The 12,095-nt window shown below is 42.7% G+C and carries 12 protein-coding genes; 9 read left to right on the top strand and 3 right to left on the bottom strand.

Annotation, left to right across the window (positions count from 1 at the left end; translation table 11 throughout):
* Positions 1-422 (bottom strand): NAD(P)-binding domain-containing protein (locus tag H0Z23_RS04650; RefSeq protein ID WP_296867807.1); only part of this gene is annotated, 422 nt, incomplete at its 3' end.
* A gap of 335 nt (positions 423-757) precedes the next feature.
* Between H0Z23_RS04650 and H0Z23_RS04645 the strand changes: the two genes are divergently transcribed.
* Complete coding sequence (locus H0Z23_RS04645) at positions 758-1,132, top strand: hypothetical protein (RefSeq protein WP_296867806.1); 375 nt, start codon at positions 758-760, stop codon at positions 1,130-1,132.
* A gap of 126 nt (positions 1,133-1,258) precedes the next feature.
* On the opposite strand, the gene H0Z23_RS04640 is transcribed toward H0Z23_RS04645, so the two are convergent.
* Positions 1,259-2,938, bottom strand: a complete 1,680-nt coding sequence (locus H0Z23_RS04640) for a glutamine--tRNA ligase/YqeY domain fusion protein (protein WP_296867805.1) — start codon at positions 2,936-2,938, stop codon at positions 1,259-1,261.
* 177 nt (positions 2,939-3,115) lie between these two features.
* On the opposite strand from H0Z23_RS04640, the gene H0Z23_RS04635 reads away from it, so the two are divergent.
* The gene (locus tag H0Z23_RS04635) at positions 3,116-3,868 is read left to right on the top strand and encodes an IclR family transcriptional regulator (RefSeq protein ID WP_296867804.1); all 753 of its coding nucleotides are present in this window, start codon (positions 3,116-3,118) and stop codon (positions 3,866-3,868) included.
* Between the two features lie 4 nt (positions 3,869-3,872).
* On the opposite strand, the gene H0Z23_RS04630 is transcribed toward H0Z23_RS04635, so the two are convergent.
* Positions 3,873-4,706, bottom strand: coding sequence for a HesA/MoeB/ThiF family protein (locus H0Z23_RS04630; RefSeq protein WP_296867803.1), 834 nt, complete (start codon positions 4,704-4,706; stop codon positions 3,873-3,875).
* A 102-nt stretch (positions 4,707-4,808) separates the two neighbouring features.
* Between H0Z23_RS04630 and H0Z23_RS04625 the strand changes: the two genes are divergently transcribed.
* From H0Z23_RS04625 to H0Z23_RS04595, 7 genes are all read left to right on the top strand, one after another.
* Positions 4,809-5,711 (top strand): hypothetical protein, encoded by a 903-nt coding sequence (locus tag H0Z23_RS04625; protein ID WP_296867802.1) that lies wholly within the window; start codon positions 4,809-4,811, stop codon positions 5,709-5,711.
* A gap of 36 nt (positions 5,712-5,747) precedes the next feature.
* Positions 5,748-6,218 carry a CBS domain-containing protein gene (locus tag H0Z23_RS04620; RefSeq protein ID WP_296867801.1) on the top strand — a complete coding sequence of 157 codons (471 nt, stop codon included), beginning with the start codon at positions 5,748-5,750 and terminating at the stop codon, positions 6,216-6,218.
* 35 nt (positions 6,219-6,253) lie between these two features.
* Positions 6,254-8,095 (top strand): aldehyde ferredoxin oxidoreductase family protein, encoded by a 1,842-nt coding sequence (locus H0Z23_RS04615; RefSeq protein ID WP_296867800.1) that lies wholly within the window; start codon positions 6,254-6,256, stop codon positions 8,093-8,095.
* A 146-nt stretch (positions 8,096-8,241) separates the two neighbouring features.
* Entirely contained in the window at positions 8,242-8,502 is a 261-nt protein-coding gene (locus tag H0Z23_RS04610; RefSeq protein WP_296867799.1) for a stage V sporulation protein S, read from the top strand.
* Between the two features lie 191 nt (positions 8,503-8,693).
* Positions 8,694-9,962 carry a histidine--tRNA ligase gene (hisS, locus tag H0Z23_RS04605; RefSeq protein ID WP_296867798.1) on the top strand — a complete coding sequence of 423 codons (1,269 nt, stop codon included), beginning with the start codon at positions 8,694-8,696 and terminating at the stop codon, positions 9,960-9,962.
* 25 nt (positions 9,963-9,987) lie between these two features.
* The gene (gene aspS / locus H0Z23_RS04600; RefSeq protein ID WP_296867797.1) at positions 9,988-11,802 is read left to right on the top strand and encodes an aspartate--tRNA ligase; all 1,815 of its coding nucleotides are present in this window, start codon (positions 9,988-9,990) and stop codon (positions 11,800-11,802) included.
* A complete protein-coding gene (locus H0Z23_RS04595) occupies positions 11,796-12,089 on the top strand; it encodes a hypothetical protein (protein ID WP_296867796.1) in 294 nt (97 codons plus the stop codon). The genes aspS and H0Z23_RS04595 overlap by 7 nt, the downstream gene beginning before the upstream one ends.
* Positions 12,090-12,095 lie beyond the last annotated feature (6 nt).

Here is a 12,095-nt window from a genome sequence, read left to right as displayed (position 1 = left end):
AGGGCGACTTCTCTCTCCTCTAGCTCGTCGGAATGGGTGTAGAGGGTGTACCCTTTTCTCACTTTGACGGCGGTATTGGTCATGGCTCTTACTATCTTGCTATCCGATGCCACTTTCTTCATTAGTTCTGTAGGTATAGCTGCGGCAAAGGAGATGATGACCTTTCCCCTTGCCTCCTCTTTGATTTCCTTTAATACGCTGATAACTTGGGATGGTTTCACAGATAAAATTATTATGTCCCCTTTTTGTGCTGCTTCCTTGTTGTTTTGCGAGACCTCAACCCCTTTTTCCTCAAGGCCGTTCAGCTTATGGATCTTTCTTCTTGTCGCTATAACCTTGAAGTGGGGGGCTAGCGCTTCTGCTATGGCTCCTCCTATTATGCCCGCTCCGATGATAGTTACGGTGGTTTCTTTTTCTGGCATCTTCATCCCTCCTCTTTTTTTAAAAAAATAAAAAATGCCGCCGGTCTTCCGAGACCGGCGGCATTTGTCCTGCACCTGGATTTAGACAATCTGGCTCAAGACAAAACCAACCCTCCCCGGAAGATGCATCTTCCAGGCATGACGGTAGGGCAAGGACAAGGGTTGGTATTTCTGGTTACATAAGCCATTTTTTCACCTGCTATACTCATTAATATGGTTAGACTGTAGGATAAACTGTTTTTTATATTTCGTCAATTCTAGAAACCTAAATTGTTCCGTTGATTTATTTTTGGATAAAGTGGTAAACTAATAATAAGGTAGAGGGGGTGGTGAAGATGTTGAAGTTTTGGAGAGTAGAATGTCCCATATGTGGTGCTATTACCAGATATTCAGAGATTGAGGGGCTGGATAGAGGTTGCGATCATTTCGATAGATTCGTGAAATCTGAAAACATGGTTCTTTTTATAGATGATTTGGGTGAAGAAGTTCCAGTATCTTTGGATGATATAGCGGATAGCTGCTGTAATTTTGAGTGCCCTTTGTGTCATGAGCCAGTTGAGGGATGTTTTTCTAGTAGGACGGGGCATTACTCAATTGAGACTAAGTGTAAGCATTTTCTTACCATGTATAAAGATTCATCTGATCGTGTTATTGTTGAGTTTCAGGATGACATGGGAGAAGTTCATTCCATGGATGTTTCAGCCATATAAAAAGAGAAAAGAGCCTTGTGGATATTTAGATATGCTGAGTAGTAGGTGATTGCTCTGTGACGTCAGTATTTAAGAGGGAAGGCGATAAAGCTGAAGCTTTATCGCCTGAGGTGGTCTTATTATATATTATTTTTTTCCTGCTATTTTTGCCCAGGAATCCTTTAATGAAACTATGCGATTAAAGACAGGCCGTTCAGGGGTAGAGTCGTAATCTACACAGAAGTATCCATGGCGCAGGAACTGGAAGCGCTGAAGAGGTTTTAAGTCTTTCAACGTTGGCTCAATGAGTGCATTTGTAATCACTTTTAGGGAGTTGGGGTTTATGTAATCTTTATAGTCCTTTCCTTCTTCCATTTCGTCCATGTTGCGTAGAGTGAATAGATTGTCATATAAACGGACTTCAGCTTTTTGTGCGTGCCTTGCCGATACCCAGTGAATGGTTCCTTTAACTTTTCTTCCATCTGGAGATTCTCCACCTCTTGATGCAGGGTCGTAGGTACACCGCAATTCCACCACTTCTCCATTTTCGTCTTTGATTACTTCTTTGCATGTTATGAAATATGCATGTTTTAATCTAACCTCTCTGCCTGGGGCGAGGCGGAAGTACTTTTTGGGAGGATCTTCCATAAAATCTTCTTTTTCTATATATATTTCTTTACAGAAAGGGACCTTCCTCCATTCAGAATTGGGGTCCTCCGGGTTGTTTAAGGCATCAATCTCTTCCACTAAGTTATCAGGGTAATTTTCTATTACTACTTTCAGGGGATTGAGTACGGCCATTACCCTATTTGTAGTTTTGTTTAGTTCTTCTCTTATGCAATGGTAAAGAAATTCTATATCTACTAGGCTGTTAGTTTTTGATACTCCTATTTCTTCACAAAACTTCCTTATGGATGAAGGAGTGAAGCCCCTTCTCCTAAGGCCACTTAGAGTTGGCATTCGGGGGTCATCCCATCCATTTACATAACCTTTTTCCACCAACTCTAAAAGTTTTCGTTTACTCATTACGGTGTATGAAAGATTCAATCGCGCAAATTCATATTGCCTTGGCCTGTGGGGAACGCTGACATTGTCTAAAAACCAGTCATAAAGAGGCCTGTGGTCTTGAAATTCCAAGGTACATATAGAGTGTGTTACGCCTTCTATGGCATCCTCATATCCATGGGCGAAGTCGTACATTGGATAAATGCACCACTTGTCTTTTGTCCTGTGGTGTTTTTTCTTCAAAATACGGTACATTACGGGGTCACGCATGTTAAGATTGGGGTGCGACATGTCTATTTTTGCTCTCAGTACACACTCTCCCTCTTGAAATTCGCCTTTTCTCATTTTTTCAAAGAGCATTAGGTTTTCCTCTACAGATCTATTCCTGTAGGGAGATTCTATACCTGGTTCTGTTAAGGTACCTCTTGTACGGCGAATCTCCTCGGGCGATTGATGGTCTACGTATGCTTTGCCAGCCTTTATTAACTCTATGGCCCATTCATAGAACTGGTCGAAATAATCGGAGGCAAAACACAACTTTGCCCATTTAAAGCCTAACCACTCTACGTCCCTTATGATTGCATCTACATATTCTTGCTCTTCTTTTGTTGGGTTTGTGTCATCAAATCTCAGGTTACACTCTCCACCAAACTTTTCTGCAAGTCCAAAGTTGATGCATATGGACTTTGCGTGGCCTATATGGAGATACCCATTGGGTTCCGGAGGGAATCGGGTTATAATTTTGTCTACCTTTCCGGATTCAAGGTCGTCAATTATTATCTGCTCCAAGAAATTGTTGGCTTTTCGTGAAGAGTTTTTCATCTTAGAACATCATCCTCCATTCCTTAGAATGCCTCGATACTGAAGCTATTATTGTATTCTACCAAATAAAAAGAAAAACATGCGTAATATGTTATTTGTTGTAATAATAACATGTTGCAAAAAGACACCGGAGAGTTTATTCTAATAGATAAACTTAACTCCTAAGGAGGCAAATCAATGTCTAGTTTGGAAAAAGCATTGAAAATAATGAAAACCCTTGCAGAACCTCCATTTGAATATTCTCTCACGGAGCTTTCGGAGGAATTGTTGCTTGCTAAAAGTGGCCTTTATAAAATTCTTGTGGAGCTGCGCAAGGAGAGTTTTGTAGTGCAAAATCCTTCGACTAAGAAATACCATCTAGGTCCCATATGTCTTAGGTTAGGGAGGGTATACAACAAATATATCGGCTACGAAGAAATTGCTGGCCCCATATTGGATCACTTATTGCAGGTCATAAATGAGACAGTTTATTTGGCTATCTGGGAAGGGGACAGGCCAGTAGTCATATGTAAGAGAACCAGGCCAGGAGCCTTGTACGAATTTAATGATTTTATAGGGCAAGGCCTCCCTATTAATGGAGGGTCTACAGGTAGATTGTTAGCGGCATATCAGGATCCTCAGACCATTGAGAAAATTTTATCGGAAGCCAACTTGGAAAAGCGGACCCCATACACGATAGTGGACAAAGAAGAATTGCTCAAAGATTATGAGGCAATAAGGGTAAATGGATACTGTGTGGAGGACCAAACTTTCAGCTTAGGGGTGATGGGCGTATCGGTTCCCGTATTCGGTAAAGATGGAAAGGTGTTTGCTTGTCTTGCCATGAATGCCCCTAGGACTGACGAAAACATGGAAAAAGTTCCCTTGTGGATCCAGCTTCTTAAAGACGCTGCTAATGATTTTTCCTATAAACTACAGTTTAGGCACTAAATGCCTAGTTTGAAGTTTTTATTTTTTGAAAATCATAGATTTTAAGGTCACAAAAAAGAAGATCTCCAAGGGGGGGCTCAATGCCAGCAAGGTATTTTATTGCCTCCGCTGCTTCTATGGCTGCAATAAATGCTGGAGTAAAGGGCGGATTGCCAGTTTTTACCTCTACGCCCTTCTCTGTTTCTGATTCCATTAATTCCCATGGAGCAGTGTCCTTAGGAGTAATAAGCATTGCCTGCCCCCAAAAACCTCCTATAGCTCCATGTACCATTGGTATGTTCTTTTGCCTGCAGGCATTTAAAAGGGCTTTTCTTGCGCTCATATTGTCTAATGCATCTATTGCTATATCTGCGTCTTCAAGTAGGGCTAAGGCATTTTCCTCCGAAATGCGCGTCAAGTGGCATTTGGTCTCGACCGCTCCGTTTATTGCTTTTATCCTTTTTTGGGCAACTTCGGCCTTAAAGGCACCTAAGTGTTCTTCTGCACAAAGAAGTTGCCTATTTAGGTTGTTGTCATCGAATTTGTCGCCATCTGTTAAAATTATTTTGCCAACACCAGCTCTGGCCAGTAGTTCCACAATAAGGCCACCTAGCCCTCCGCATCCTGCCACGAAAGCGCATGATTTAAGCAATCTAGCTTGCCCCTCTAGCCCTAGAGTCCCAATGGATCGTTCGTATCTTGATGGACAAAGGCCGTTTTGGCAGGCCCACCTTTCCACATCGCGAGATAGGATGCCTTCTTTTACAGCAATTTGTCTACATAATTTCCACGACACCAGAAAATAGTCATCTTTTTTTTCAGCTTTTTCTAGGAGTAGTTTTTGCCAAGGTTTTTGCATTTAAATTCCCTCTCCACGCGTAGCTTTTTTTGTTAACCTTTTTAAAGTATACTAAAAGTATAGCCTAAAAACCATATTAAATAAATTGAAGGGGGATTTAGCGTGGGTATATTCCGTTTTTTGCTGTTTGCGCTGTTATTTTTCGTAGTATTTGTCATTTATGCTTTCATAGATCATAAAAGATTGAAAAACAAAGCTAAGAAATATCTGAGCAAGAAATTGGGCCTTTATAATACCCCTTTTGAGATGACTCGCTACGTGAGAATGGCTAGGATCGTACAGGAAGAAAATAGAACTTTCATGGGGGTGTTTCCAATCCATGATAGGCATATTTCCTTGAAGGATTTCATGCCTAAAAAGGTTTTTGATGTACCTCCAGATGGTGTGATTTTAGGGGATGATGACAAAAACAGCTCTTATATATTCCTTGATAGAGATGGAAAGTTGCATTACGGCAAGATAGAAGGTTTTCTGCCTGAGTTGGGGGGGTACGTAAGAAGGGGAGCAAGAAGTGTGGTGTTTGGGGTACCTGATTTGCCAGGTAGTATAAAAGATTGGTTTGTAGTGGACAGACAAAATGAGAAGACTCTTTTCCCTAGGCATGACGATGGGACAGGCTCTCTTCAATCGAGTTTCTTTTACCTTCTGAATGATTTTATTCCAAGTGTAGGTGATATAGTAAACGATAAAGGAGCTGTAATTTTGTTGGATCAATCTAGGGGGGCTTTCGCTATAAGAGAGAATTTTGGAGAAGATTTCAAGATTTACAGGGGAAAGGATATAGAAAGAGTAGAACTTTTGCCAGATGGGTACAATAATTCAAAGCCCCTTTTAGTTATAAGCTTAAGAGGGGCGAAAGATGCCTTAAGTGTTGGTTTTGATTATGAGAATGAGGCTCATGCATGGAGTGCTAAAATGAAAGAGTTGAAGGAGGAGTCAACGGGAGAAGGAAGTCCAAAAAGAGTTTTTTTGCGTTTGCTTCCTGTTCCTGTCTCTTCGTTATAATATTTTATATTCAATATTGTTTTTGGGGGCGAGTCCATGCGTATAGGCGAGTTAATGGATAGGGATTTAACAGCTTTGTTTCCTGATACAACTATAGCCGAGGCCGTGGAGGTTCTTTCTACTCATAGAGTTTCCGGGTTGCCCGTAGCAGATCAGGAAGGACATCTGGTTGGCTTCATAAGCGAGAAAGACATTATAAGGGCTGCTTTACCAGGATATTTTGATTTTTTGAAAGACCCTTCGTTTTTGCCGGATTTTGGCCAATTTGGCAAAAGGCTTTTGAAGATAAGTAATGACCCTGTAGAGAAATATATGGTAAAGAAAGTTATAGCCTTCGATGAAAATGACAGTGATTTTCAAGTGGCTATGATGATGATGAAATCCAATCTAAAGAGGGCTCCGATCCTTTCTGATGGAATCTTTGTAGGGATGGTTAGCAGGGCAGATTTGTTGGACCACATCCTGCGGAGTGCAAAGGAAGAGGTAGATAGCAACTTTTATAAATAAAAATCAATATAATCAATATAAAGGAGGAGCCCGTTGTGTACGGATACAATGGAAAGGTAGCCTTGGTAGACCTTACTAGTAGGGCTGTTAGGGTAATAAATTACGAGGAAGAATTCGCAAGAAAATTCATAGGCGGTTCTGGTATGGGGAGCTACTTTTTGCTGAAATATTGCACTCCCAAAACAGAGGCTCTTAGCCCGGAAAACCCTCTTATTTACATGGTTGGGCCTTACCAGGGTACGGGCATACCCACATCGGGCAGACATCAAGTAGTGACTAGGTCCCCATTGACAGGCGTTTTTTTAGAATCCGATGCAGGAGGCACCTTTGGATTCCACCTCAAGAGAGCAGGATTTGATGGGGTCATTATAATAGGCAAATCGAAGGAACCTGTATATGTATCTATTTTCAACGGTTCTATCTCTTTCAACGATGCAAATCCGTTGTGGGGATTGGATACTGTAGAGACAGAAGCGTTTTTGAAGAACCTATACGGAAAAACTATAGGGGTTTCCTGCATAGGGCCTGCCGGGGAAAACATGGTTCCACTAGCTGGTATTTTCCACGATGGGCCTGACGCAAGGGCCGCAGGCAGAGGTGGGGCTGGAGCTGTAATGGGTTCCAAAAAGCTGAAAGCCCTTGTAGTTGGTGGGGAGAAAACTGTAGAAGTTTTTGACAGAGACAAATTAATAGCCACCATCAAAGAAAAAGCTAGTATCCTAAAAGACAGGGGTTATGGCTTGAGCCTGTATGGGACAGCTGGGGGTACAGCATTGGCTGAGGAGCTAGGGGACCTGCCTGTCAAGAATTGGAGTTTGGGCTCCTTCAAGGAGAAGGTGTCTTCAATTACAGGGCAGCATATGGCTGAAACAATTTTAGCCGGAAATTATGGATGTATGGCGTGCCCTATAAGGTGTGGAAGGGTCGTCAACCTTAATGGAGATATTTGTGGAGGCCCTGAATATGAGACAGTGGCAATGTTGGGAAGCAACTGCATGGTGGATGACCTGAATGTAATAGCCGAAGCTAATGCCCTGTGCAACAGGTATGGATTGGATACTATATCTACAGGATCAGTTATTGCCTTTGCGATGGAACTTTATGAAAGAGGAATTTTAAAGGATTTCGATCTTCAGGGAACACTTAATTGGGGAGATGGGCAGGCTCTTTTGAGGCTTATTCGCATGATCGCTTTCAAAGAAGGCATAGGTGAGGTGTTAGGACAAGGCGCTAGGAAGGCTTCTGAGAAAATAGGAAAGGGATCGGAACACTTTGCCATTCATGTCAAGGGGTTGGAGCTTCCGGCACATGATCCTAGATGTTTTAAGAGCCTTGCTTCTGGATATGCTACTTCAGTGCGTGGGGCATGCCACCTCAACAGCTATTCTTATCCATGGGAGAGATCTGCTGTATTTCCAGAGCTTGGATATCCCCAGACAGTGGACAGAAAGGCAGATAAGGGAAAGGGAATAATGACTGCTAAATTCCAGAATCTCTGCTCCGTACTGGACTCATTAAAAATTTGCAAATTTGCGGTTCTTTTAGGCGTGGATATTTCAACCATGTGCGAGTGGCTTGAGTATGTTACAAGTTTCCGCCTCTCTAAGGATGATTTTCTAGAGGCTGGCGAAAGGATATATACCATGAAGAAAGTCTTCAATGTTGGGGTTGGTATGACGAGAAAAGATGACATCTTACCTGAAAGAATTCTTAAGGAGCCCAGGGATAGTGGAGGATCTGAAGGATTGCTACCAGATCTGGAAAGTCAGCTAGAAGAGTATTATAATTTCCGCGGTTGGGGAGAGAATGGTATCCCCAATATTGAAGTATTGAAGAAGCTTAAAGTAGAAGAATTTGCGCACTGGCTGCCGGTGTGAGTTTGAGAGAAATATGTTTTGCTAAATTTTCTGAACTTGCGTTACTATATAAAATCAAGGTATACTTAATTGTGCTTTTAGCGGTATTAACATAGAAAAAACCTAGCATGAATCTTGTTGGAATATTAAGAGGAGGGCGAAAAAACATGGAAGTTCTCAAGGTCTCTGCAAACTCTCAACCCAAGTCCGTCGCAGGAGCGATTGCAGCAGTGCTGCGTGAGAAGGGTGCAGTAGAGGTTCAGGCTGTTGGTGCTGGTGCTGTAAATCAGTCGGTGAAGTCTATTGCGATTGCGAGGGGGTATGTGGCTCCTAATGGCATAGACTTGATATGTATACCTGCTTTTGCGAAGATTGATATCGACGGTGAAGAGCGTACCGCAATCAAGTTCCAGTTGGAGAGCAGGTAGGTTAGAGGGTTCTCTGGCCATCAGCTAATATCAATAAAAAATTTATGTGGGCCTGCCGTTATGGCAGGCCTTTTTAACCATTAACAACTTTCCCTTCGGATGGTAGAATCAATCAGATATAGGGTAATAAATTAAAAGGAATAAAATAGAAGGGCCACTAGAGGCTTATGAAGATTTAAGGGGGTTTTTTTATGGTGAGCATTAAGGCTCCTCGTGGTGTGAGAGATATCCTTCCGGAAGAGTCGTGGAAATGGGCTTTTGTGCTTAAGACTGCATCAGAGGTGGCGCAGGATTTCAATTATAAGGAAGTCCATCTCCCCATCTTTGAGCAGACAGAGCTTTTTGCAAGAGGTGTGGGTAGTACCACCGACGTAGTAGAAAAAGAGATGTACATTTTTGAGGACAGGGGAGGCAGAAGCTTGACCTTGCGCCCAGAGCTATCTGCTTCAATGGTTAGGTCTTATCTGGAAAACAGGATGGATCAGAGGCCGCAGCCGGTAAAATTGTGGAGCGCTGGGCCCATGTTTCGTTATGAAAGGCCTCAAAAAGGGCGTTATCGCCAGTTTTGGCAGTTGGATTTTGAGGCTATAGGTTCACAGGACCCCTACGTGGATGTGGAGGTAATAGCCCTATCTGTGGAGTTATTTAAAAGGCTTGGAATGCGAGGTTTGGATGTGGTTATCAATTCTGTGGGGTGCCCGGTATGCAGGCCTGTTCACAAAGAAGCGCTGCAAAAGTTTTTAGAGCCTCATTTAGAAGAGTTGTGCCCTACATGCAGGAGTAGATATAACAGAAATCCTCTCCGTATATTGGATTGTAAGAATCCCACCTGTAGAGCCATAACAGAAAATGCTCCAAAGACGATAAGCTATCTATGTCCCGAATGTAAGGAGCATTTTGAAGGATTGAAGGTAGGGCTTGATGTTTTGGGGTTGCATTATTCCATAGATAATCGGCTTGTGAGGGGTTTGGATTACTATACTAAAACAGCTTATGAGGTTATTTCAGGTGATTTAGGAGCACAAAATGCTGTATGTGGTGGAGGAAGATATGACAACCTTGCGGAGGCAATAGGAGGCAAGCATACTCCTGGAGTGGGTTTTGCTGCGGGATTAGAAAGGATAGTTCTTACTATGGAGCAGCAAGGTTGCTCTTTTGGGAAAGAACCTTCCCTTGAAGTGTTCGTAGTTGCTTTAGGTGACTTTGAACGCAAGGAAGCCTTGAAGTTGATGCAGGAGTTTAGAATAGAAGGAATATCTTCAGATATGGATTTCAATGGAAAAAGCTTTAAAGGCCAGATGAAGCTAGCAAATCAGCTGGGGGCAGCTTGTGTTTGTATTTTAGGCGAAGAAGAAATAAAAGCTAAGAAGATTTCCATAAAGGATATGGTAACTGGCGAACAGGTTGAAGTGCCAAAAGAGGAAGCTGTAACGTTTATAAAGAAGAAATTAACGGAATAGCAAAGAACGTCGGGAGGAAATATGTATGAAAGAAGGCATTTTTGAGGAAAGATGGAGACGTACAAAATATTGTGGGCACGTGAGAGGAACTGATGAGGGAGAAAACATAGTCCTTAACGGTTGGGTGAGAAGGAGAAGGGACCTTGGAGGGCTAATATTCATAGAGTTATGGGATCACACAGGGCTGGTTCAGGTAGTTTTCAACCCCGAGGAAGACCCTAATCTTCATGAAGAAGCCAAATCTCTAAGAAGTGAATATGTTGTGGCAATAAAAGGGAAAGTACGAAGAAGGCCTGAGGGCACAGAGAACCCTTCTCTGGAGACTGGAGAGTGGGAAGTAATAGCAGAAGAGATGGTGATACTTTCGTCTGCAGAGCTACCCCCCTTCGATTTGTGGGATACTGATAAAGTTTACGAAAATTTGCGACTTCAATATCGTTATCTCGACATAAGGCGATCTCAAATGCAGGAGGCCCTGCGCTTGAGAAGTGCTGTTGCGTCCTTTACCAGAAATTTCCTTGGTGCTAGAGGGTTTATAGAGGTAGAAACACCTATGCTTACAAAGTCAACTCCCGAAGGGGCCAGGGATTTTCTTGTTCCAAGCAGGCTAGCGCCGGGGAAATTTTATGCACTGCCCCAGTCACCACAACTTTTCAAGCAGATACTCATGGTGGGTGGGGTGGACAGGTACTACCAAATTGCCAAGTGCTTCAGAGATGAAGATTTGAGAGCAGACAGGCAACCAGAGTTCACTCAGATAGACATAGAGATGAGCTTTATAACGGAAGAGGACGTAATAGAATTGATAGAAGAATATTTGGTTGGCCTTTTTGAGGCGGTGATAGGTGTGGCCTTGGAAAGGCCATTTGTGAGGCTTTCCTATAAGGAAGCTATAGAGCGTTTTGGCTCAGATAAGCCAGATTTAAGAATCCCTCTGGAAATAAAAGACTTAACCCCGATTTTCTCTAGCACTTCCTTTGTTCCTTTTGTTAAGGTCCTAGAGGGTGGTGGAACCATAAGAGGGCTTTTGGTTCCGGGTGGAGGAGAACTTTCGCGGAAAGAATTGGCTGAGCTGGAAGACTATGCAAAAGAATTGGGAGCGAAAGGTATGGTTCCATGTCCTTTTAAAGAGCAGAACATGAAAGGGCCCCTGGCTAAGAAGCTCAGCGACGAAGAAAAACACAATTTGGTAGAGCAGCTCCATATGAAAGATGGAGATTTATTGTTGATAGTGGCAGATACAGATTTTAAGAAAGCTTGCGAGATTCTTGGGCAAATTAGGATAAAAGTGGCTAATAGGCTAGGTTTAATAGAGGAAGACAGTTGGAAGGTCCTGTGGGTGACAGATTTCCCCTTGTTGGAGTGGGACGAGGAAGAAGGGCGATGGGTTTCTATTCACCATCCATTTACAGCTCCTAAAAACGAAGATCTAGAGCTTTTGCCAAAAGATCCTGGAAAGGTGCGATCAAGGGCGTACGATATAGTTTTGAATGGAAATGAGATAGGTGGGGGTTCTATAAGAATCCATGATGCAGGTGTCCAAAGGATGTTATTTGAGGCACTTTCCATAACTCCGGAGAAAGCAAAAGAACGATTTGGATTTCTTCTTGAAGCGTTATCCTATGGTACGCCTCCTCATGGGGGTATAGCTTTGGGGTTGGACAGGCTAGTGATGTTACTTGGCAAGAAGAAATCCATACGTGAAGTTATAGCCTTTCCAAAGACTCAGAGAGGACAGTGCCTTATGACTGGAGCACCTTCAGATGTAGAAGAGAGCCAGCTTGAGGAATTGTTCATAAAATTAAAAGAGGAAGCGAAGGACGGTGCAGATGTTTGTTAGTTGAAGGAAGGGGAGTAATTATCGAGCAGGCTCATTACAGACCTTGGAGATATGCCCTTACTTTGCTTGACAATAACATGGTAGAGGGTCACTTAGTGATGCAAGGTTGGGAAGAGACGCATGATATGAAGGCTTGGTACGAACAAAATAAAAATAAAGATGTAAGATTATTATTGCAAGGTGGCCGTACGTTGGAGGTAACCTTGAAGGGGCTTAGGATTCACGAATCTGGCCATTATTCGCAGGCAGAGATAGAGATTATGGGAACCATCTGTAAGGGGCGATAAAGAAGA

The sequence above is a fragment of the Thermovirga sp. genome, from assembly GCF_017656375.1.
Lineage (GTDB): Bacteria > Synergistota > Synergistia > Synergistales > Thermovirgaceae > Thermovirga.
The sequence above is the reverse complement of the archived record's forward strand: the minus strand, read 5'-3'. Positions and strand labels throughout refer to the sequence as shown.

Bases quoted from the DNA above. Each gene is read 5' to 3' on its own strand.
- H0Z23_RS04645 (WP_296867806.1), top strand. From the start codon at position 758: ATGTTGAAGTTTTGGAGAGTAGAATGTCCCATATGTGGTGCTATTACC.
- H0Z23_RS04640 (WP_296867805.1), bottom strand. From the start codon at position 2,938: ATGAAAAACTCTTCACGAAAAGCCAACAATTTCTTGGAGCAGATAATA.
- H0Z23_RS04635 (WP_296867804.1), top strand. From the start codon at position 3,116: ATGTCTAGTTTGGAAAAAGCATTGAAAATAATGAAAACCCTTGCAGAA.
- H0Z23_RS04630 (WP_296867803.1), bottom strand. From the start codon at position 4,706: ATGCAAAAACCTTGGCAAAAACTACTCCTAGAAAAAGCTGAAAAAAAA.
- H0Z23_RS04620 (WP_296867801.1), top strand. From the start codon at position 5,748: ATGCGTATAGGCGAGTTAATGGATAGGGATTTAACAGCTTTGTTTCCT.
- H0Z23_RS04610 (WP_296867799.1), top strand. From the start codon at position 8,242: ATGGAAGTTCTCAAGGTCTCTGCAAACTCTCAACCCAAGTCCGTCGCA.
- hisS (WP_296867798.1), top strand. From the start codon at position 8,694: ATGGTGAGCATTAAGGCTCCTCGTGGTGTGAGAGATATCCTTCCGGAA.
- aspS (WP_296867797.1), top strand. From the start codon at position 9,988: ATGAAAGAAGGCATTTTTGAGGAAAGATGGAGACGTACAAAATATTGT.